The sequence below is a fragment of the Acrocarpospora macrocephala genome (assembly GCF_009687865.1).
Lineage (GTDB): Bacteria > Actinomycetota > Actinomycetes > Streptosporangiales > Streptosporangiaceae > Acrocarpospora > Acrocarpospora macrocephala.
In genome coordinates this window covers 28,576-49,540 of the sequence record NZ_BLAE01000075.1, presented here as the reverse complement: position 1 = coordinate 49,540, position 20,965 = coordinate 28,576, and the positions used below count along the sequence as shown (strand labels likewise).

At 69.2% G+C, this 20,965-nt stretch carries 19 protein-coding genes; 15 read left to right on the top strand and 4 right to left on the bottom strand.

What is annotated here, in order from left to right; translation table 11 throughout:
• Positions 1–53 precede the first annotated feature (53 nt).
• On the top strand, positions 54–1,793 hold the full coding sequence (locus Amac_RS44755) for a serine/threonine-protein kinase (RefSeq protein WP_155360537.1): 1,740 nt from the start codon (positions 54–56) through the stop codon (positions 1,791–1,793).
• Between the two features lie 67 nt (positions 1,794–1,860).
• On the top strand, positions 1,861–2,697 hold the full coding sequence (locus Amac_RS44750) for a CARDB domain-containing protein (RefSeq protein ID WP_155360536.1): 837 nt from the start codon (positions 1,861–1,863) through the stop codon (positions 2,695–2,697).
• Here Amac_RS44750 and Amac_RS44745 read toward each other — a convergent pair.
• Positions 2,674–2,820: a hypothetical protein gene (locus Amac_RS44745; protein WP_155360535.1), complete on the bottom strand. Its 147-nt coding sequence runs from the start codon at positions 2,818–2,820 to the stop codon at positions 2,674–2,676. The genes Amac_RS44750 and Amac_RS44745 overlap by 24 nt on opposite strands.
• 40 nt (positions 2,821–2,860) lie before the next feature.
• On the bottom strand, positions 2,861–3,799 hold the full coding sequence (galE, locus tag Amac_RS44740) for a UDP-glucose 4-epimerase GalE (protein WP_155360534.1): 939 nt from the start codon (positions 3,797–3,799) through the stop codon (positions 2,861–2,863).
• Between the two features lie 91 nt (positions 3,800–3,890).
• On the opposite strand from galE, the gene Amac_RS44735 reads away from it, so the two are divergent.
• Genes Amac_RS44735 through Amac_RS44725 form a run of 3 tightly spaced genes read left to right on the top strand, consistent with a single transcriptional unit; the run spans position 3,891 to position 7,199 of the window.
• Positions 3,891–5,201: a hemolysin family protein gene (locus Amac_RS44735; RefSeq protein WP_170322980.1), complete on the top strand. Its 1,311-nt coding sequence runs from the start codon at positions 3,891–3,893 to the stop codon at positions 5,199–5,201.
• Between the two features lie 31 nt (positions 5,202–5,232).
• Positions 5,233–6,237: a tryptophan--tRNA ligase gene (trpS, locus tag Amac_RS44730; RefSeq protein ID WP_155360532.1), complete on the top strand. Its 1,005-nt coding sequence runs from the start codon at positions 5,233–5,235 to the stop codon at positions 6,235–6,237.
• A gap of 17 nt (positions 6,238–6,254) precedes the next feature.
• The gene (locus tag Amac_RS44725) at positions 6,255–7,199 is read left to right on the top strand and encodes a YihY/virulence factor BrkB family protein (protein WP_246269098.1); all 945 of its coding nucleotides are present in this window, start codon (positions 6,255–6,257) and stop codon (positions 7,197–7,199) included.
• On the opposite strand, the gene Amac_RS44720 is transcribed toward Amac_RS44725, so the two are convergent.
• Positions 7,196–8,287: a D-alanyl-D-alanine carboxypeptidase family protein gene (locus Amac_RS44720; RefSeq protein ID WP_155360531.1), complete on the bottom strand. Its 1,092-nt coding sequence runs from the start codon at positions 8,285–8,287 to the stop codon at positions 7,196–7,198. The two genes, Amac_RS44725 and Amac_RS44720, sit on opposite strands and share 4 nt — an antisense overlap.
• Positions 8,288–8,534: 247 nt before the next feature.
• On the opposite strand from Amac_RS44720, the gene Amac_RS44715 reads away from it, so the two are divergent.
• The 9 genes from Amac_RS44715 to Amac_RS44675 all read left to right on the top strand — a co-directional run bounded on the left by Amac_RS44715 (position 8,535) and on the right by Amac_RS44675 (position 19,013).
• Positions 8,535–9,716 (top strand): glutamate--cysteine ligase, encoded by a 1,182-nt coding sequence (locus Amac_RS44715; protein WP_155360530.1) that lies wholly within the window; start codon positions 8,535–8,537, stop codon positions 9,714–9,716.
• Positions 9,717–9,728: 12 nt separating this feature from the next.
• Complete coding sequence (locus Amac_RS44710) at positions 9,729–10,928, top strand: amidohydrolase (RefSeq protein WP_155360529.1); 1,200 nt, start codon at positions 9,729–9,731, stop codon at positions 10,926–10,928.
• 80 nt (positions 10,929–11,008) lie between these two features.
• Positions 11,009–12,028, top strand: coding sequence for a BMP family lipoprotein (locus tag Amac_RS44705; RefSeq protein WP_155360528.1), 1,020 nt, complete (start codon positions 11,009–11,011; stop codon positions 12,026–12,028).
• A 119-nt stretch (positions 12,029–12,147) separates the two neighbouring features.
• Positions 12,148–13,254, top strand: a complete 1,107-nt coding sequence (locus Amac_RS44700; protein ID WP_246269097.1) for a BMP family lipoprotein — start codon at positions 12,148–12,150, stop codon at positions 13,252–13,254.
• A 71-nt stretch (positions 13,255–13,325) separates the two neighbouring features.
• Entirely contained in the window at positions 13,326–14,897 is a 1,572-nt protein-coding gene (locus Amac_RS44695; protein WP_174900304.1) for an ABC transporter ATP-binding protein, read from the top strand.
• Positions 14,894–16,036 carry an ABC transporter permease gene (locus tag Amac_RS44690; RefSeq protein ID WP_155360526.1) on the top strand — a complete coding sequence of 381 codons (1,143 nt, stop codon included), beginning with the start codon at positions 14,894–14,896 and terminating at the stop codon, positions 16,034–16,036. The genes Amac_RS44695 and Amac_RS44690 overlap by 4 nt, the downstream gene beginning before the upstream one ends.
• On the top strand, positions 16,033–17,331 hold the full coding sequence (locus Amac_RS44685) for an ABC transporter permease (protein ID WP_155360525.1): 1,299 nt from the start codon (positions 16,033–16,035) through the stop codon (positions 17,329–17,331). The genes Amac_RS44690 and Amac_RS44685 overlap by 4 nt, the downstream gene beginning before the upstream one ends.
• The gene (locus Amac_RS44680; protein ID WP_155360524.1) at positions 17,328–17,717 is read left to right on the top strand and encodes a cytidine deaminase; all 390 of its coding nucleotides are present in this window, start codon (positions 17,328–17,330) and stop codon (positions 17,715–17,717) included. Before Amac_RS44685 ends, Amac_RS44680 begins: the two co-directional genes overlap by 4 nt.
• A gap of 12 nt (positions 17,718–17,729) precedes the next feature.
• Positions 17,730–19,013: a thymidine phosphorylase gene (locus tag Amac_RS44675; RefSeq protein WP_155360523.1), complete on the top strand. Its 1,284-nt coding sequence runs from the start codon at positions 17,730–17,732 to the stop codon at positions 19,011–19,013.
• A gap of 52 nt (positions 19,014–19,065) precedes the next feature.
• On the opposite strand, the gene Amac_RS44670 is transcribed toward Amac_RS44675, so the two are convergent.
• Positions 19,066–19,443, bottom strand: a complete 378-nt coding sequence (locus Amac_RS44670; protein ID WP_155360522.1) for a MarR family winged helix-turn-helix transcriptional regulator — start codon at positions 19,441–19,443, stop codon at positions 19,066–19,068.
• A 96-nt stretch (positions 19,444–19,539) separates the two neighbouring features.
• Between Amac_RS44670 and Amac_RS44665 the strand changes: the two genes are divergently transcribed.
• On the top strand, positions 19,540–20,952 hold the full coding sequence (locus Amac_RS44665) for an MFS transporter (RefSeq protein ID WP_155360521.1): 1,413 nt from the start codon (positions 19,540–19,542) through the stop codon (positions 20,950–20,952).
• Positions 20,953–20,965: the final 13 nt, after the last annotated feature.

Here is a 20,965-nt window from a genome sequence, read left to right as displayed (position 1 = left end):
TTCGGGGTCGTAAAGTGCTGCAAGTCGGTACTTTGCAGAATCATGGGGATGAGATGATCGTTCCGCTCGGGCCGGGGGATCCGAAACAAATCGGGCCCTTCACTATTTCCGGGCAGCTCGGTGAGGGCGGTCAGGGCATCGTCTACCTGGGCGAGAACCAGGCCGGGGAGCGGGCCGCGATCAAGCTGCTGCACGTCAAGTTCACCGGGGACGCGATCGCCAGGTCCCGGTTCGCCCGGGAGTTACGGGCCGCGCAGCGGGTGGCGAGCGAGCGCACCGCCCGGGTGATCGCCGCCGACCTGCAGGGCGACACGCCGTACATCGCGAGCGAATACATCGAGGGCCAGTCGCTGCGGCACGCGGTGGAGGGCTCGGGCCCGCTGCGCGGCGCCGAACTGGACCGGCTCGCGGTCGGTACGGCTACCGCGCTCACCGCCATCCACAACGCCGGAATCGTGCACCGCGACTTCAAGCCCGACAACGTGCTGCTGGCCGCGGACGGCCCCCGGGTGGTCGACTTCGGCATCGCCCGGATCATCGACTCGACCGGGACGATCACCAGCAGGGCGGTCGGCACGCCGGCCTACATGGCCCCCGAGCAGATCTCCGGGGATGACATCGGCCCGGCCACCGACGTGTTCGCGTGGGGCGCCACCATGGCCTACGCGGCGACCGGCCAGGTGGCCTTCGGCGGCTCCTCGATCGCGGTGGTGCTCAACCGCATCCTCAACCATGACATCGATGTCACCCCGCTGCCCGAGCCGCTGCGCGGGGTGGTCCGGGCCTGCCTGAACAAGGTCCCCGCCGACCGGCCGACGGCCGACCTGATCCTGTCCCGGCTGCTCGGCCACGCGACCGAGGGCGTGCCCGCCACGATCGTGCTCCCCCAGAAGCGCAAGCGGCGGCGCTGGCTGCCCGCCGGTCTCGCTGTGGGCTCGGCCCTGCTGGTGATCGGCGGGGTGGTGGCCGCCACGCAGCTGATGCCCTTCGACGTCACCCCCACGCCGACCCCCACCCTGACGCCGATGACCCCACGCCCTACCGCGTTCACCTCGGTCTTCGACAAGGCCGCCGCCACCGGCAAGCTGGTCATCGGGGTCAGGGACGACGTGCCGGGGCTCGCCCTCGGCGAACCGGGGACGGTCAGCGGCTTCGAGGTCGAGGTGGCCAGATACATCGCCGACAAGCTCGGCGTGCCCGCGAGCGGGGTGAGCTTCCAGACCGTCTCCCGCTACACCCGGGAGGACGCGCTGAAGCTGGGCCAGGTGGACCTGGTCCTGGCCACCTACTCCTACGACGACTTCAAGACCGACGAGGTGACGTTCGCCGGGCCGTACTACCAGGCCAAGACCGACGTGCTGGTACGGCAGGACGCCGGTATCACCACCGAGGCCCAACTGGCCGGGAAACGGCTCTGCGCGCGCCCGGACAGCACCAGCGCCGACCAGGTCCTGGCCCGGGTGAAGATGACGCCGGTCGCCGGGGGCGACTACGCCGACTGCATGAACCTCCTGAAGGGTGGTCTGGTCGACGCGATCCCTGGCGACGACCTGATGCTGGCCGGCTTCGCCAACCGCGAGAAGACCCTCAAGTTCCGGGTGCTCGGCCTGGGCCTGGACGACGTCCGCTACGCGGTCGCGCTGCCCAAAGGCGACACCCGGACCTGCGTGCCCATCCGGCAGGCCATCCTCGACATGTACGAGACCGGCGCCGCCCGTACGCTGCTGAAACGCTTCTTCGGCAGGGTCGCCTTCACCCCCGAGACAGACACTCCTGAACGGGTCGCCTGTTAGCGGCGTGTCACCACGATCCCCACCGACCGTCCGGGTTTGAATTGGATCCGAGAGTTCGGGGGAATTCATGGGTCGTTGGGTCGTTGCCGCGTTGGTCAGCCTGCTCACGGGGGTCGCGGCGCCGCCCGCAAGGGCCGAGGGACCGTTCGGCGGCGCTGATCTGACCGTGAAGATCGAGTCCTTCCCGTCGATAGCGCAACCCGGGCAGACGATCACCTACCGGGTCACGGTCGGCAACGCCGGGCCCGGCGACGCGGTGCTGCCGGTGCTCACGGTCCGGATCCCGCGCGACGTCGAGATCATGAGCGTGGACGTGGCCGAGTGCCAGCCCGGGCGCGGCTACAACGAGGTCGTCTGCCGTTCGCCGCGCGACATCCTGGCCGGCGGCAAGGGCGGGGTGACCATCACCGGCCTGGTCCGGCCCAGCGCGACCGGCCCGCTCCGCGCCCAGGCCACGCTCGTCTCCGAGGTGGTCGACGCCGACGAGCAGAACAACCGCGTCAACGCCCTCACCAAGGTGGACGACGGCGCCGATCTCGCGGTCCGGCTCGTCCCGGCCCGGCGCGCCGCCCATCCGGGCGAGGAGTACGCCGTCGACGCGGTCGTGCACAATCGGGGCCCTCGGGAGGTCCGGGACGCGATCGTCTACGTGCAGTCGGGCCGGGCGCGCTTCCTGACCGGGACGGGCGCGCGCTGCCAGCTCCACGCGAATCTGGTCGGCTGCACGCTCCCGCCGATCAGGTCGGGCGCCTCGGCCCGGTTCCAGCTGGCCTTCCGCGCCCCGGAACGCCCGGTCCGCACCCAGGCCACCGTCTACTCGCGTGACCTGGGCGACCGCCGCCCCGCCAACAACCAGGCCCACCTGCGGCTCGCCGTCCCGCTAAGCCCCGCTAAATCCCGCTGAGGGGCATTTGACGGACGGCTGGGGCTCCGGGCCGCCGGTGGCGAACACCACACCGGCGGCGGCGATGAGACTGCCCAGCACGATGAGGGCCACCAGACCCAGCTTGGGAAGCAGTTCCCTCATGATGAGATCTCATCACATTTCACGGATTGAATTGGGGCAATTACCGAAGAGCCGCCCAGGCGTCCTCGACGATGCTCCGTAGCGTGGCGTGCTCAGGCTTCCAGCCCAGCTCGCGCTGGATCAAGTCCGAGGAGGCCACCAGCACGGCCGGGTCGCCGGGCCGCCGGGGCGCGGCCACGACCGGGATCTCGTGGCCGGTCACCTCGCGGCAGACGTCGATGACCTCCTGGTTCGAGAAACCGGTGCCGTTGCCCAGGTTGTAGATTCGGTGTATGCCCGGCGTGCAGGCGTCCAGGGCCAGCAGGTGAGCTTGGGCCAGGTCGGCGACGTGCACGTAGTCGCGGACGCAGGTGCCGTCCTGGGTGGGGTAGTCGGACCCGAACAGGCTGATCGAGTCGCGCTCGCCCAGGGCGACCTTGAGCACGTTGGGGATCAGGTGCGTCTCGGGCGTGTGGCGTTCGGCGAAGCGGCCGTACGCGCCGGCGACGTTGAAATAGCGCAGGCTGACGGCGGCCAGGCCGTACAGGTTGGCGAAGGTGGTGAGGGCGGTGTCCACGGCCAGTTTGGACGCGCCGTAGGGGTTGCCCGGGCGGGTCGGGTCGGATTCGCGGATGGGCGTGCGCTCGGGCTCGCCGTACACGGCGGCGGTGGAGGAGAAGACGATGCGGCCGACGCCCGCACCGCGCATCTCGTCCAGCAGGGTGAGCGTGCCGCCAAGGTTGTTGGCCCAGTAGCGGTCAGGATGCTCGACCGACTCGCCGACCAGGGATTTGGCGGCGAAGTGCAGCACGGCGTCGAAACCGGTCAGATCTCCGGGCTCGGTGATCGAACCCGCCACGAAGGTCGCTCCCGCGGGGACCGCGTCGGCGTGGCCGGTGGAGAGGTCGTCCAGCACGGTGACCGCGTGCCCGGCCTCGACCAGCTGCGCCGCGACGACACTCCCGATGAATCCCGCGCCCCCGGTTACCAAAAGCTTCACGTTTGATCCTGTTCAGTTCTGTTTGAATCTGTCCGACCAGCCTAGCCGAGTACGCTGGCAGATCATTCTGTCGGCCCGGGCGGGAACCCCAGTGAACAGTCTCCTCACGAACATCGCCATCGTCCTGATCTTCATTCTGATCGGGGGCTTCTTCGCCGCCGCCGAGATGGCCATGGTCTCCCTGCGGGAGAGCCAGGTCCGCCGCCTGGCCACGTTCGGCCGCCGCGGCGCCCGGGTGGCCAAGCTGGCCCGCGACCCCAACCGGTTCCTGTCCGCCGTGCAGATCGGAGTGACCTTCGCCACCGTGCTGTCGGCCGCGTTCGGCGCGGAGCGGTTCAGCGGCCAGCTCACCCCCGTGCTCGAAGGCTGGGGGTTGTCCGGCCACGCCGCACCCGTGGTCTCCCTGGTACTGGTCACGCTCGCCATCTCGTACGTCTCGCTGGTGCTGGGCGAACTCGCCCCCAAACGGCTGGCCCGGCAGCGCGCCGAAGGCCTGTCCCTGGTGATCGCGCCGTTCCTGGACCGGGTGGCCGCGCTGTCCCGCCCGGTCATCTGGGCGCTCTCCAAGTCCACCGACGGTGTCGTACGGCTGCTCGGCGGTAACCCCAAGACCGACCGCGAGAAGATGTCCACCGAGGAGCTCCGCGACATGGTGGTCGGCCACGCCGAGCTCACCGAGGACGAGCGGCACCTCATCGGCGAGGTCTTCGCGGCCGGGAAACGCCAGCTCCGCGAGGTCATGCTGCCCAGGACCGAGGTCGAGTTCATGGACGCGGACACTCCCCTGGCCGAGGCGGCGGTGCTGGCCGCCAGCATGCCCTACTCCCGTTTCCCGGTGTTCCGCGGCTCCTACGATGACATCGTGGGCTTCGTGCACGTGCGCGACCTGCTCGACCCGGTGCTCACCGGCCGGATCGAGCCGATCAGCGAGCTCGTCCAGATCCGCCCGGTCAAGATGCTGCCCAGCAGCAAGCGCGTGCTGATCACCCTCTCCGAGATGCGCGACGAGGGCCACCACCTGGCCATCGTCGTCGACGAGTACGGCGGCACCGACGGCATCGTCACCCTGGAGGACCTGGTCGAGGAACTCATCGGCGACATCCGCGACGAGTACGACGAGGACGAGGTGCCGGTCCGCAGGATCGCCGGGGACATCGAGGTCGAGGGCCTGGTCCGCCTGATCGACTTCGCCGACGAAACCGGCATCAACCTGCCCGAAGGGCCGTACGAGACGCTGGGCGGCTACGTGATGGCCGTGCTCGGCCACCTGCCGGCGGTCGGCGACTCGGTGGACAGCCCGGGGGCCGGGCTCACCGTCACCGAGATGGACGGCCGCCGGGTCTCCCGGGTCCTGGTGACCCCGAAGCCGATCTCTCCGCCGGTCGAGGATTCGAGTCGCTAGCGGCCGGGAACTCCTGACAGAATCTAGGGCTATGGCCCGTCCTCGAGTTCTGTCCGGCATCCAGCCCACCGCCGACTCCTTCCACCTCGGCAACTATCTGGGCGCGGTGCGCCAGTGGGTCGCGCTGCAGGACACGCATGACGCGTTCTACATGGTGGTGGACCTGCACGCGCTCACGGTCAACCCGAGCGCGGCCGAGCTCACCCGGCGGACCAGGATCGCCGCCGCGCAGCTGTTCGCCTGCGGCCTGGATCCCGAGCGCTCGGCGGTCTTCGTGCAGAGCCATGTGCGCGAGCACGCCGAGCTGGCCTGGATCCTGATCTGCCAGACCGGCATGGGCGAGGCCGGCCGGATGACCCAGTTCAAGGACAAGTCCGCCAAGGTCGGCGAGGGCTCGGCCAGCGTGGGGCTGTTCACCTACCCGATCCTGCAGGCGGCCGACATCCTGCTCTACCAGGCCGACCAGGTTCCGGTCGGGGCCGACCAGAAGCAGCACCTGGAGCTCTCCCGCGACCTGGCCCAGCGGTTCAACCACCGGTTCGGGCCCACGTTCACCGTGCCGAGCCCGTACATCCTGAAGGAGGTCGAGAAGATCACCGACCTCCAGGATCCGACCGCGAAGATGTCCAAGTCCTCCTCCAGCCCGCAGGGCATCCTGGACGTGCTGGAGCAGCCGGGCCCGCTGCGGAAGAAGGTCATGCGCGCGGTCACCGACACCGGCTCCGAGGTGGTCGCCGACGAGGAGAACAAGCCCGGCATCACCAACCTGCTCAGGATCCAGTCCGCGATCACCGGCACGCCCGTCCCCGAGCTGGAGGCGCGGTATGCGGGGCAGGGCTACGGCACCTTCAAGAAGGACGTGGCCGAGGTCGTGGTGGAGACGTTCGCGCCGATCCGGGAGCGCACCGAGAAGCTGCTCGGCGACGAGGCCGAGCTGGACCGCATGCTCGCCGTCGGCGCGGCCAAGGCGCGCGCGGTCGCGGTCGAGACCATGGCGCACGTCCGGGAGAACATCGGGTTCCTGCCCACCCCGTGAGCGGGTAAGAGAGACTTGTGATCGCGCGCCTCAAGCAGCTCATCGAGTCGATCAAGGCGCGCGGGCGCGGGCTCATCGAATACGCGCGGATCCGGTTCGCGTGGATCGACCACCTGATCCGGACCGTGCATCGCTACCAGCTGCAGTCGGGCGATCACCTCGCCGGGTCGGTCACCTACTTCGCGTTCCTGTCGTTCTTCCCGCTCATCTCGCTGGTGTTCGCGCTGTTCGGGTACGTCGTCGCGTTCGGCTGGCTGGACCCCGAGGCCAAGAAGACGATCACCGCCGCGATCAACGAGCAGCTGCCGGGTCTGGCCGACCAGCTCCAGATCGACCAGCTCGCGGACGCGCGGGTCAACGCCGGGATCATCGGTCTGGTCGGTCTGCTCTACGCGGGCCTGGGCTCGGTGGACGCGCTCAGGACGGCCTTCCGCAAGATCTGGATGAGCACCGAGCCGCAGCTCAACTTCTTCCTGCTCAAGCTCAGGGACCTGGTCGCGCTGATCCTGCTCGGCGTCGCCATGCTCGCCTCGGTGGTGATCGCGGGATTCGCCGGGGGCGCGACCAGCACGGTGGCGGGCTGGTTCGGCCTGGAGCATTCGGTGATCGGCACGCTTGGCGTGGCCGCGGTCGGCATCCTGGTCGGCCTCGCCGCCGACATCCTGCTGTTCCTCGTCCTGCTGGGCTGGCTGGCCAGGCCGAAGCCGCCGCAGCCGTTCAAATTCGTGTTCCGGGGCGCGGTGCTCGGCGCGATCCTGTTCGGGGTGCTCAAGCAGCTCGCCACGCTGCTGCTGGCGCACACCCTGAGCAATCCGGTGTACGGCACGTTCGCCGTCATCGTGGGCCTGCTGATCTGGATGAACCTGTCGGCCCGGGTGATCCTCTACTCGGCCGCCTGGACGGCCACCGCCGCCCTCGGGCCACCGCCGGAGCCCTCGCCGATCCCGTCCAACGGGTATTAGTAACGGCGGCGGGCGCGGCGGCGGATGCCGTACCCGATCCAGACCAGGCCGCCGGTCAGGCTGCCGATCAGGACGAGGGTGGCCACCAGCGGGGTGCCGCTCTTCTCGACCGTGGTGGTGGCGACGTCCGCGGCCGCGGGGATCGGCGTGCCCGATTTGGCGAGCGGCGTCGGGGTGTGGTCCGGGAGGGGGTCGACGAGCGTGCCGACCGGGGCGACCTTGCCGCGGTTGGCGAAGCCCCAGTCGAGCAGGTCGGCCACCTCGCTCCAGAAGGAGCCCTCGTGGCGCATGATCGCGACGATCACGGTGTGCCCGTTCCTGCGGGCCGCGCCGACGAAGCTGCCCTGGGCCTTGGACGTCCAGCCGTTCTTCACGCCCACCATGCCGTTGTAGGTCCACAGCAGCTTGTTGTGGTTGCCGATCTCGTAGTAGCCCTTGGGCGCCGGAAATTTCGCTGTCTTGGTGGAGATGTAGTCCTTGAACGAGGGGAGTTTGAGGCCCGCGCGGGCGATCAGCGCCAGATCGTAGGCGGAACTGCTCTGGCCGGGCTCGTCCAGGCCGCTCGGGGTCTTGGCCACCGTGTCGTTGGCCTGCAGTCGCCTGGCCTCGGCGTTCATGTCCGCCAGCGTGGCCGGGACGCCGCCGTTGGCCTCGGCCAGGGCGTGCGCGGCGTCGTTGCCCGAGACCATCAGCAGGGCCCGGAACAGATCGTCCACCTGGTAGATCGGCTTGGGCACCAGGCCGACCGCGCTGCCCTCGATGTTGCAGGCCTCCCGGCTCGGCTGGACCCGCTTGTTCTTTTTCAGCTTGGGGATGAGCGTGACCGCGGTCAGCGCCTTGAGCGTGCTCGCCGGCAGGAACCGCCCGTGCGGGTTCTTGGCCGCCAGCACCTGCCCGGTCTCGGCGTCGGCGATCACGAACGCGCTGGCCTTGCTTTTCGGCGCCTCCTTCACGCCGGGCGGTAGCACCAGGCCGGTTCCGGCCAGCTGCTCGCCGCCGATGGTTTCCGCCCGGGCGCTCGATTGGCCCGCCCCGACCAGGGCAGTCGTCAGTACTGCGACCCCGAGGGCGCTCGTCCCAATTCGCATGTCCGGACATCTCCCCCAAAGCTCGCAGCCGTACGCATCGCGACACGCCGACCCTACTGGGCACCGGGCACGGATGAGCGCATGCCGCAGGGCTTTGGCGATGTGTGAGTGTTTGGGGGCTATTGGAGGATCTTGTCCTCTGAGTGACCATGCACTGAACGCAACCGCTCATGGTGAGGAATTCGGGATGGCCGATTTTTGCCACGCCGAGTGACGGTGCCTGAGACGATGGACTATGGAGGTAGTTGTGGCGATTGAGTTTAATCCGTCCCGTGGCGCCACTCTGGGCGTCGAATGGGAGCTTCAGCTCGTCGACACGCGTACGCGGCGCCTCCGGCAGGATGCGCGTGACGTGCTCGCCGCCGTACCTGATCTGAGTGAGGGCACCCGGCCGAAGGCCATGCACGAGCTCATGGAGTCGCAGATCGAGATCGTGACCGATATCTGCCACACGGCGGCGGAAGCCGTACACGATCTGGACAAGAGCATCCAGCGGTTACGCTCCGTGGTGGAACCCCGGGGCATCGCCCTGGCCTGTACGGGCACCCACGCCATCAGCGAATGGCAGGACGCCGAGTACGCGCCCATGCAGCGCTACGCCGAACTGGTCGTGGAGCTGCAGTGGCTGGCGCGGCGCATCCAAACATTTGGCGTACATGTCCACGTGGGGGTCCGGGAAAGAGATAAAGTCATTCCTATAGTCAACGCACTTGCGGCCTACCTGCCGCATTTCCTGGCGTTGACGACCTCCAGCCCGTACTGGGGCGGCCAAGACACCGGGCTAGCCTCCAGCCGGGCCATCGTTTTTGGTGCGCTGCCCACCGCTGGACCGCCGCATCTATTGGCGGATTGGGCGGAGTTCGAGGAGTACATGGACACCCTGGTGCGTGCCGGCACCATCAGAAGCATCAAAGAGGTGTGGTGGGACATCCGGCCACACCCCGACTTCGGCACGATCGAGATCAGGATGTTCGACGGCATTCCGACCTTGCGGGAGGTCGGGATGGTCACCGCGCTGTCCCAGTGTCTCGTGCAACAGTTCGACCAGCAGCTCGACCGCGGCTACACGCTACCCCAACCGGCCGCCTGGGTGGTCCGGGACAACAAGTGGCGGGCCACCCGATACGGCCTGGACGCCACCGTCATCACCGACGACCGGGGCGCCACCGCGCCGATGCGGGACATGCTCTACGAGCTGCAGCGCGAACTCGAGCCCGTCGCCGACCGGCTCGGCTGCGCCGACGAGCTGGCCGTGCTGACCGACGTGCTGGAGCAGGGCAGCTCGTGCGAACGCCAGCGGGCCGTTCGCGCCGGGGGCGGCACCCTCGAAGACGTCGTGGACGCCACCATCACCGAGTTCGCCGAGAACCGGTTCGTGACGTCCGGCCGCCATTCCTCCCGCGAACCGACTGACCACATAGGAACGTGAAAGGGAACGCCAGTGACGACCTCGCTCGCGGAGGGGACCGAACTCGCCGGGCAGTTGGCCCAGTTCCTCGTCAAGCACGACGAGGAACTGATCGAGTTCCGGCGCGACCTGCACGCCCACCCGGAGACCGCCTTCAACGAGCACCGCACCACCGAGGCGATCGCGCAGCGGCTGAAGGACGCCGGGCTCAGCCCCCGCCCGCTCGCCCGCGGCACCGGCCTGTGGGCGGACATCGGCCGGGGCGACGGGCCGCTCATCGCCCTGCGCGCGGACATCGACGCGCTGCCGATGGAGGATGAGAAGGATGTTCCGTACCGGTCGGTGTACCCGCACGCCTGCCACGCGTGCGGGCACGACGCGCACACCGCGATCGTGCTGGGGGCCGGGCTCTTCCTGCAGTCCCAGGCCGAGGCGGGGCTGCTGCCCGGCCGGGTCCGGCTGATCTTCCAGCCCGCCGAGGAGATCGCGGGCGGCGCGCTCGAAGTCGTCAAGGAGGGCGGCCTGTCCGGGGTCGACCGGATCTTCGCGGTGCACTGCGACCCCAGGATCGAGGTCGGCAAGGTCGGCCTGCGCACCGGCGCGATCACCGGCTCCTGCGACAACGTGCAGCTCAAGGTGTCCGGACCCGGCGGCCACACCGCCCGGCCGCAGATGACCGTGGATCTGGTGTTCGCGCTCAGCAAGATCGTCACCGAGCTGCCCGCCATCCTGTCCCGCCGGGTGGATCCGCGGTCCAGCCTCAGTCTGGTCTGGGGGCAGATCTCCGCGGGGTCCGCGTTCAACACCATCCCCGACGTCGGGTACGCCCAGGGCAGCATCCGCTCCCTGGACGAGGACACCTGGCACACCGCGCCGGAACTGATCAAGTCCCTGGTGGACCAGGTCGCCGCGCCGTACGGGCTTGACGTCGAGCTGGACTACCGTAGGGGCACCCCGGCCACGGTCAACGAGGCCAAGAGCATCCAGATGTTCAACGACGCGGTGAGCAAGTTCATCGGCGAGAGCGCCGCCGTGCCCACCCCGCAGAGCCTGGGCGGCGAGGACTTCTCCTGGTACATCGAGTCCGTGCCCGGCGCGCTGGCCCGGCTGGGCGTGCGGCCCCCGGGCGCGACCGCGGTCACCGACATCCACCACCCGGCGTTCGACATCGACGAGCGGGCGATCGGGATCGGCGTCAAGGTGATGGCCACGACCGCGCTCGCCGCCATGTGACCCAAAACTTTTCGGAGGGGCTAGCTCCGCATTGCACCCTGGATGTGACGCTATTCACATAGCGTCGCTAGGAGGGGAAAGTGCGCCGCGTCATCGTGACCGTCCCGCTGGTCCTGGCCCTCGTCGGCTGCGGCGGGCTGGCTCCTGAGGGCGAGCCCGTGCCGAGGCCGAGGGCCGGGACGACGGTCGGGCTGATGTACGGCGCGGGCGGGCGCGGCGACCACGCGTACAACGACTCGGTCGCGTTCGGTCTGGACCGGGCCAAGGTCGAGTTCGGGTTGCGGACCAAGGAGCTGAAGGCCTGGGCGGGCGAGGGCGACGCCCCGAGGATTGAGCGGCTCCGGCTGCTCGCCAGGAGTGGCTGCGACCCGATCATCGGGGTCGGGTTCCCCAACGCGGCCGCGGTGAAGCGGGTCGCGGCCGAGTTCCCCCGGCTCAGGTTCGCCCTCTTGGACGACGCCTCCGCGACCGCGGCCAATATCACCAACCTGGTGTTCGCCGTGAACGAGGGCGCGTTCCTGGTCGGCGCGGCGGGCGCGTTCAAGTCCACCAAGGACAACCTGGGTTTCGTCGGCGGCGTGAACGCGCCGCAGATCCGTCAGTTCGAGGTCGGCTACCGGGCGGGCATCGCGCACGTCCGGCCGAAGGACCGGATCCAGGTCGAGTACCTCAGCCAGGCGCCGGACCTGAGCGGCTTCTCCAACCCGGCCCTGGCCAGGACCGCCGCCGCCAGAATGTACGCCTCCGGCGCCGACGTCGTCTTCCAGGCCGCGGGCTCCTCCGGGGCGGGCGTGTTCGAGGCGGCTCTCGCTGCGGGGGGATGGGCGATCGGGGTGGTCACCGATCAGGCCAAGAGCGCGACCCCATCGGTCCGCGGCCGGATCATCACCTCCATGGTCAAAGAAGTTGACGTGGCGGTGTTCGACTTCATCGTCACCGTGCTCCGCGGCACGGTGAAGGCCGGGCCGATCACGTACGACCTGAAGGCGGGCGGCGTGGACTACACCACCACCGGCGGCCACATTCGCGACTTCGTGCCCCGCCTGGACGCGCTCAAGCGGCAGATCATCAACGGAACGATCAAGGTCCCCACCGGTTGACCTGGTCACAGGCAGGACTGAGCTGGATAACGGACCTGTTGCGGACTTGCGTGAGCATTTGGTAGTTGCAGGTCAAACAACTATCTTCCGTGCAGGGTTGCCGTGCGTTCCTTTCGCGCGTGCGACGGAAGTTGGACGTCACGGAAGGGGAGTTCACCTTGCTCCGCAATCGTTTTGGCAGGCTCATCGCCGGTACCGCGGCGAGCGCCATGCTGTTCGCCGTCGCCGCCTGTGGCGGTGACGACACCGAGGCCGCTCCCAGCGGCGCACCGGCCGCCTCGTCATCCGCCCCCGCCGCGGCCTCGGCGAAGGTCGGTCTCGCATACGACATCGGCGGGCGTGGTGACCAGTCGTTCAACGACTCCGCCGCGGCCGGCCTGGACAAGGCCAAGGCCGAACTCGGCGTCGAGGTCAACGAGCTCGAGGCCGCCAACGGCGAGACCGACGCGCAGAAGGAGGAGCGCCTGCGCCTCCTGGCCACCGGCGGTTTCAACCCGATCATCGCGGTCGGCTTCGCCTACTCCGGCGCGATCACCAAGGTCGCCAAGGAGTTCCCCGAGATCAAGTTCGCCATCGTCGACGACGCCGCCGAGGGCGCGAACATCTCCAACCTGGTCTTCGCCGAGGAGCAGGGCTCGTTCCTGGTCGGCGTGGCCGCCGCGCTCAAGTCCACCAAGAACAGCGTGGGCTTCGTCGGCGGCGTGGACGTGCCGCTGATCCACAAGTTCGAGGCGGGCTTCGAAGCCGGTGCCAAGGCCGTCAAGCCGGACATCAAGCTGCAGAAGAAGTACCTGACCCAGCCCCCGGACTTCTCCGGCTTCGGTGACCCGGCCAAGGGCAAGACGGCCGCCGAGGGCATGTTCGACGCGGGCGCCGACGTGGTCTACCAGGCCGCGGGCGGTTCCGGCGCGGGCGTCTTCGAGGCCGCCAAGGCCGCCGGCGGCATGGCCATCGGCGTCGACTCCGACCAGGCCAAGACGGCCGACCCGACCGTCGCCGACGTCATCATCACCTCGATGCTGAAGAAGGTCGACGTCGCGGTCTTCGACTTCATCAAGAACTTCACCGCCAACACGGTCAAGCCCGGGATCACCGTCTACGACCTGAAGGCCGGCGGCGTCGACTACTCGATCACCGGCGGCAAGATCGACGACATCAAGGCCCAGATCGACGAGTTCAAGAACAAGGTCATCAGCGGCGAGATCACGGTTCCGACCGGCGCCTGACCCGATGACACCGCGGGGCCCGGTAGCTGCAACGCCGGGCCCCTTGGTTTACTTTCCTTCGGGAGGCCGAGATCAGCACCCAGACCGCCGTCGCCCTGGACGGGATCACCAAACGATTCCCGGGCGTCGTCGCCAACCGCGACATCCACCTGAGCGTGGCCAAGGGCCACATCCACGCCATCGTCGGCGAGAACGGCGCCGGCAAGTCCACGCTCATGAAGATCCTGTACGGCATGCAGCGGCCGGACGAGGGTGAGATCCGCATCAACGGCTCCCCAGTCTCCTTCCACACCCCCGCGGACGCCATCGCCGCCGGCATCGGCATGGTGCACCAGCACTTCATGCTGGCCGACAACCTGACCGTGCTGGAGAACGTGGTCCTCGGCAGCGAGCCGCGCAAGGGCGGCATCGCGCTCGACTTCGCCGCCGCCCGCAAGAAGATCAAGGAGATCTCCGACGCGTACGGCCTGGACGTCGACCCCGACGTGCTGGTCGAGGACATCGGCGTGGGCCTGCGGCAGCGGGTCGAGATCCTCAAGGTGCTCTACCGGGGCGCCCGCATCCTCATCCTGGACGAGCCCACCGCCGTGCTCGTGCCGCACGAGGTGGACGAGCTCTTCGAGAACCTGCACGGCCTGGTCCGCGAGGGCATCACGATCATCTTCATCTCGCACCACCTGGACGAGGTGCTCAAGGTCGCCGACGCGATCACGGTGATCCGCCGCGGCACCACGGTGGCCAGCGTGGACCCCAAGTCCGTCAACGCCCGGCAGCTGGCCGAGCTGATGGTCGGCTCGGAACTGCCCAGCCCCGAGACCCGCGAGTCCACGGTCACCGACGTGGTGGCGCTCCAGGTAACCGGCCTGACCATGGCGGCCTCCGCCTGGCGGCCGATCCCGAAGGGCACCCCGGCCAGCTTCTACATGGACCAGATGCGGGCCGAGGGCGGCGGCCGGCTGCTGCTGGAGGACGTCTCCTTCACCATCCACAAGGGCGAGGTCCTCGGCATCGCCGGAGTGGAGGGCAACGGCCAGGCCGAACTGGTCGAGGCCATCATGGGCATCCGCCCGTCGGTCGGGGAGATCACCCTGGCCGGGACCGACATCGCCGACTGGTCCACGCTGCGCCGCCGGGACGCCGGCATCGGCTACATCCCGGAGGACCGGCAACGCCACGGCCTGCTGCTGCTCGCCCCCCTGTGGGAGAACCGCATCCTCGGCCACAACTCCGGCGGCGTCTGGATCGACCGCAAGGGCGCCCGCGCCGACACCGAACGCATCGTCGCCCAGTACGACGTCCGCACCCCCGGCATCGACGTGGACGCCGCCGCGCTCTCCGGCGGCAACCAGCAGAAGCTGATCGTCGGCCGGGAGATGAGCGGCGACCCCGTGCTCCTCATCGCCTCCCACCCCACCCGCGGCGTCGACGTCGGCGCCCAGGCCGCGATCTGGGACCATCTGCGCAGCGCCCGCGCCGCCGGGCTGGCCGTGCTGCTCATCTCGGCCGACCTGGACGAGCTGATCGGCCTGTCCGACACGCTGAAGGTGCTGCTGCGCGGCAAGATCGTCGCGGACGTCGACCCGGCGAACGTGACCCCGGAACAGCTCGGCTCGGCGATGACCGGCGCCGGGGAGGAAGCATGAGCCCTCAGACCCCCGACACCTTCGTCAACCGGCTGCTCGGCCGGATCAAGCTGAACGGCCTGATGGCGCTGGCCGCGCCGGTGCTGGCGATCCTGTTCGCCGGGGTGATCACCTCGGTGGTGCTGATCCTCACCGACCACCCGCCCGTCGACACGCTGCTGGCCATGGTCGAGTACGGCAGCACGCCCCGCTCCCTGGTCGGGATCATCAACCTGGCCTCCGCCTACTACCTGTCCGCCATGGCCGTCGCGCTCGGCTTCCGGATGAACCTCTTCAACATCGGCGTGGACGGCCAGTACCGGCTGGCCGCCCTGATCGCCGCCGCCGTCGGCGGCGCGGTCACCCTGCCCAAACCGCTGCACATCGGCCTGATCCTGATCGTCGCGGTGGCGGTCGGCGCCGCCTGGGCGGGCATCGCGGGCGTGCTCAAGGCCAGGCGCGGGGTCAGCGAGGTCATCTCCACCATCATGCTGAACACCATCGCCACCGGCCTGGGGGCGTGGCTGCTGGCGCAGTGGGCGGTCCCGGTGGCCGGGAGCAACAACATCGGCACCAACCCGATCCCCGAATCGGGGCACGTGCCCAGCATCCCGCTCATCCCGGGTGCGCCCAACGAGGTCTTCGGCCTGTTCGTGGTGGCCGTCCTGGTCGGGATCGGGTTCCACGTGCTGCTCAACCGCACCCGGTTCGGCTTCAACCTGCGCTCCACCGGCCTGTCCGAACCGGCGGCCGTGGCCAGCGGGGTCGACGTCAAGAAGATGGTCATCGTGGCGATGCTCATCTCCGGCGGGATGGCCGGCCTGGTCGGAATGCCGCAGCTGCTCGGCTCCTCCTACTCCTACAGCCTGGACTTCCCGCCCGGGTTCGGCTTCACCGGCATCGCCATCGCCCTGATCGGCCGCAACAACCCGATCGGGGTCGCGTTCGGCGCGCTGCTGTGGAGCTTCCTGGACGTGTCGCAGAACATCCTCAGCCTCGAAAAGGTGTCGCCGGAGATTGTGACGATCATGCAGGGCGTGATCGTGCTCGCGGTCGTCATCGCGTACGAGCTGGTGCACCGCTACCGGATCGCGGCCGAGCAACGCCGGGTCAGCCGGGAACTGTCGGCCCCGGTCGGCATGGAAGGAGCAGCCGCGTGAGCGCCGTCACCACCACGCCGGCGGTCGCCGTGCCGCCGACCGGCAAGTTCCGGGTGACCTGGCCGGTCATCCTGCTCGGCGCCGCCGGGCTGCTGGTCCTGCTCTCGCTCACCAGGATCGTCACCGGCGCGCACGACATCACCTCCAGCGGCACCGTGAGCGCCGCGCTCTACCTGGCGGTGCCGATCGGGCTCGCCGGTCTGGGCGGGCTCTGGTCAGAACGCTCCGGCGTGGTCAACATCGGCCTCGAAGGCATGATGATCCTGGGCACCTGGTTCGGCGCGTGGGGGGCGCTGGTCACCGGCAACCCCTGGGTCGGGGTCGTCGCGGGAGCGCTCGGCGGCGCGGCGGCCGGAGTGCTGCACGCGATCGCCACGGTCACCTTCGGCGTCGACCACGTGGTCTCCGGCGTGGCCATCATCCTGCTCGGCACCGGCGTCGCCAAATACCTGTCCGCCCTGATCTTCTCCACCATGCCGGGCGGCGGCGACACCCAGTCCCCCCGCATCCCGGCCATGCAGAGCATCGGCCTGTGGGGTCCCGGCGGGGACAACCGGTGGGTCCTGTTCGAGGGCGCCGATCCGCTGCGCACCCTCGAAACCCAGCGCTGGTTCTTCGTCTCCGACCTCGCCGGGCTGCTGCGCGGCCTGACCACCAACGTCTCGCTGTTCACCATCCTGGCCATCCTGCTGGTGCCGTTCTCCATCTGGATGCTCTGGCGGACCTCCTTCGGCCTGCGCCTGCGCTCCTGCGGCGAGCGCCCGGTGGCGGCCGAATCCCTGGGCGTCAACGTCTACTACTACAAGTACGTGGCGGTGATCGTCTCCGGCGCGCTGGCCGGGCTCGGCGGCGCGTTCCTGTCCATCGTGGCGGCCGGCACCTACCGGGAGGGCCAGACCGGCGGGCGCGGCTTCATCGGCCTGGCCACGGTCATCTTCGGCAACTGGCGCCCCGGCGGCCTCGCGGCCGGCGCAGGCCTGTTCGGCTACACCGACGCCCTCCAGCTCCGCCAGGGCGGCACCTCGGTGCACGCGCTGCTCCTGGTCGTGGCCCTGCTCCTGGCCGCCGTCGGCGTCTACCAGCTGGTACGGCTGTCGCGTAACCGCGCCGCCCTGATCACGGGCGTGTGCGCGGTGGCGGTGCTCGCGGTGTTCATGATCACCGACACGGTGCCCGAGCAGTTCACCTCCTTCACCCCGCACCTGACTACGCTGCTGGTACTGGCCTTCGCGTCGCAGCGGTTGCGGATGCCGGCCGCGGATGGCTTGCCGTACCGGAGAGGACAGGCGAAGTGACGATTGACTGGGAGCTGTTGCGGGAGCACGCGGCGGAGGCGATGACGCACGCGTACGCGCCGTATTCCAAGTTCCCGGTCGGGGCCGCGGCCCTGGTGGACGACGGCCGGATCGTGGTCGGCTGCAACGTGGAGAACGCCTCGTACGGGCTCGGCCTGTGCGCCGAGTGCGGGTTGGTGTCGGCGCTGCACGCCTCGGGCGGGGGGCGGCTCGTCGCGTTCACGTGCGTGGACGGCCATGGCGAGCTGCTCATGCCGTGCGGCCGCTGCCGCCAGTTGCTGTTCGAGCAGGGCGGTCCCGAGCTGCTGCTGGAAACGCCGGAGGGGCCGTGGCGGATGGCCGACATCCTGCCGTTCGCCTTCGGGCCTGATGATCTGTCGCGGTAAGTGGGGGAGAGCATGGCATTCGACGCCGTCGAGGTTATCTCGATCAAGCGGGACCGGGGGGAGCTGTCCACCGCGCAGATCGACTGGGTGATCGACGCGTACACGAAGGGCGAGGTGGCCGACGAGCAGATGTCCTCGCTGGCCATGGCGATCCTGCTCAACGGCATGAACCGCCGCGAGATCGCCGACTGGACCCAGGCCATGATCCGCTCGGGCGAGCGGATGGACTGGTCGGCGCTGGACCGGCCCACCGCCGACAAACACTCCACCGGCGGCGTCGGCGACAAGATCACCCTCCCGCTGGCCCCGCTGGTGGCCGCCTGTGGCGCGTACGTGCCGCAGCTCTCCGGCCGCGGTCTGGGCCACACCGGCGGCACCCTGGACAAGCTCGAATCCATCCCCGGCTGGCGCGCCAACCTCTCCAACGACGAGATGCTGGCCGTCATCCGCGCTTCCGGTGCGGTCGTCTGCGCGGCCGGGACTGGCCTTGCCCCCGCCGACAAGAAGCTCTACGCGCTCCGCGACGTCACCGGCACCGTCGAGTCCATCCCCCTGATCGCCTCGTCGATCATGTCCAAGAAGATCGCCGAAGGTACCGGCTCGCTCGTCCTGGACGTGAAGGTGGGTTCCGGTGCCTTCATGAAGACCGTGGACAACGCGCGCGAGCTGGCCGCCACCATGGTCGCCCTCGGCACCGACGCGGGCGTCCGCACGGTGGCCCTGCTGACCGCCATGGACCGCCCCCTCGGCCTCAAGATCGGCAACACCCTGGAGGTCGAGGAATCCGTGGAGGTGCTCGCCGGGGGCGGCCCTTCCGACGTCATCGAGCTCACCCTGCACCTGGCCCGCGAGATGCTCGCCGCCGCCGGTGTCTCCGGCAAGGACCCCGAGCAGGCCCTCAAGGACGGCTCCGCCATGGACGCCTGGCGCCGCATGATCACCGCCCAGGGCGGCGACCCCGACGCCCTCCTCCCGCACGCCGCCGAATCCATGACCCTCACCGCCCCCACCTCCGGCGTCCTGTCCCGCCTGGACGCCTTCGGCGTCGGCGTGGCCGCCTGGCGCCTCGGCGCGGGCCGCGCCCGCAAGGAGGACCCCGTCTCCTTCGGCGCCGGCATCACCCTGCACGCCAAGCCCGGCGACATCGTCCGCGTGGGCCAGCCACTGCTGACCCTGCACACCGACGAAACCGCCCGCTTCGACCGCGCCCTGCAGTCCCTGGACGGCGCCTACGAGGTCTCGGCCGCGAGCGACCCCACCCTGCTACCGCTGGTGATCGACCGCATCGAGGCGTAATTGAGAGTCGCGACCTGGACGGGCCTGGTTGGACGGGTCTCTGGTCAATAGCTCACAGATGCTCGCCGAGGACGGCCCGGTGGGTGGGCCGGGCCTCATCGCATGCGAGCCGTCCCTTCTCGGTGAGGGTGACGAAGATGCCGCGGCGGTCGGCCTGGCAGAGGGCTCGGGTGACCAGGCCGTCGCGTTCGAGGCGGGCGATCAGGCGGGAGAGGGCGCTCTGGCTGAGGTGGACGCATTCGGCCAGTTCCTGGACGCGGAACTTGCCGTCGGGGGATTTGCAGTCGCCTTCGGACATGCGGTCGAGGACCTCGAACTCGCTGACGCCCAGGTCGTGCTTGTCGTGTAGTTCGCGCTCCAGGGCGCACACGATCGTCGCGTGCTGGGCCAGGAGGTGGCGCCAGGCGGTGACGACGTCGGTGTCGTTCATGAGTCCTCCCGGGCCAGAAGATAGCATGCGTGGATAATATATGCAAACGCATTAAATGCTTGTGCATTGAATGCATGTGCATGTAATGTCCCGGCCATGGAATCATCTGCCCGAGATCAGCGATGGGGGGCCGCCCTCTGGGGGCTGCTCGCCGTTCTCTGTGCTGTGGTCTTTCTAGATGGGCTCGATGTCTCGATGGTCGGCGTGGCGTTGCCGTCCATCCAGGCCGAGCTGGGGATGTCGACGGCCGCCCTGCAGTGGGTGGTCAGTGGCTATGTGCTGGGTTATGGGGGTTTGCTGCTTCTTGGTGGTCGGACGGCTGATCTGCTGGGGCGGCGGCGGGTGCTGCTCGTCGCGCTGGGGGTGTTCGCGGGGGCATCCCTGCTGGGCGGGCTGGTCGACAATGGCGCGCTGCTGATCGCGGCGCGGTTCGTGAAGGGGGTCAGTGCGGCGTTCACGGCCCCGGCGGCGTTGTCGATCATCACCACCACGTTCGCGGAAGGGCCCGCCAGGAACCGGGCGCTGAGCATCTTCACCGCGTGCGCGGCCAGCGGGTTCTCCCTCGGGCTCGTGCTGTCCGGCTTCCTGACCGAGTTGGGCTGGCGGTGGACGTTCCTGAGCCCGGTCCCGGTGGCGCTGCTGGCGCTGTTCCTGGGCAGCCGCTTGATCCCGAGGAACGACCACCGCGCCGAGGGCGGCTACGACGTGCTGGGGGCGATCACCATCACGGCCTCCATGCTGCTGCTGGTGTTCACCGTGGTGGAGGCGCCAGAAGTCAGCGTGACGCGTACGGCTCTGACGGGGGCCGCGTCACTCGGACTCCTGGCCCTCTTCCTCTGGCTCGAACGCCGGGTACGGCATCCGCTCATCCGCCTCGGCATCCTCCGGGCCGGACACCTGGCCCGGGCCAATGTCGGGATCATGATCCTGTTCGGGTCGTACATCGCGTTCCAGTTCGCGGCCATGCAGTACTTCCAGAACATGCTCGGCTGGTCGGCGCTGGAGACCGCGCTGGCGTTCCTGCCGGCGGGGCTGCTGGTGGCGATCACCTCCACCAAGATCGGCAGCCTGGCGGACCGGTTCGGCACCGGCAAGCTGATCGCGGTCGGCACGGTCGCGCTGATCGGCGGATACGCCATGTTCCTGCGCGCCGACGAGACGCCCAGCTTCTGGGGGCTGGTGTTCCCGGGCATGGTGCTGCTGGGGATCGCGTTCGCGCTGTCGTTCCCGTCGCTGAACATCCAGGCGGTGGCGGGGGTGCACGACGACGAGCAGGGGCTGGCGTCGGGGCTGCTCAACACCTCGGGGCAGGTCGGCGGGGCGGTGGTGCTGGCGATCGTGACGGCGGTGCTGACCACGGGGTCCGGGGATCCGATCGCCACCTTCCGCTCGGCGGTCGTGATCTCGGTGGTGTTCGCGCTGGTTGGGCTGGGCGTGGCGATCAGCGGGCTGCGCTTCCGGTCCGTCAAGGAGCCGGACCGGCAGGAAAAGGTGCTCGAAACCGTGTGATCCGTCCTTCGGC

Bases quoted from the DNA above. Each gene is read 5' to 3' on its own strand.
- Amac_RS44675 (WP_155360523.1), top strand. From the start codon at position 17,730: ATGGCATTCGACGCCGTCGAGGTTATCTCGATCAAGCGGGACCGGGGG.
- trpS (WP_155360532.1), top strand. From the start codon at position 5,233: ATGGCCCGTCCTCGAGTTCTGTCCGGCATCCAGCCCACCGCCGACTCC.
- Amac_RS44665 (WP_155360521.1), top strand. From the start codon at position 19,540: ATGGAATCATCTGCCCGAGATCAGCGATGGGGGGCCGCCCTCTGGGGG.
- Amac_RS44750 (WP_155360536.1), top strand. From the start codon at position 1,861: ATGGGTCGTTGGGTCGTTGCCGCGTTGGTCAGCCTGCTCACGGGGGTC.
- Amac_RS44720 (WP_155360531.1), bottom strand. From the start codon at position 8,287: ATGCGAATTGGGACGAGCGCCCTCGGGGTCGCAGTACTGACGACTGCC.
- Amac_RS44670 (WP_155360522.1), bottom strand. From the start codon at position 19,443: ATGAACGACACCGACGTCGTCACCGCCTGGCGCCACCTCCTGGCCCAG.
- Amac_RS44745 (WP_155360535.1), bottom strand. From the start codon at position 2,820: ATGAGGGAACTGCTTCCCAAGCTGGGTCTGGTGGCCCTCATCGTGCTG.
- Amac_RS44690 (WP_155360526.1), top strand. From the start codon at position 14,894: ATGAGCCCTCAGACCCCCGACACCTTCGTCAACCGGCTGCTCGGCCGG.
- Amac_RS44755 (WP_155360537.1), top strand. From the start codon at position 54: ATGATCGTTCCGCTCGGGCCGGGGGATCCGAAACAAATCGGGCCCTTC.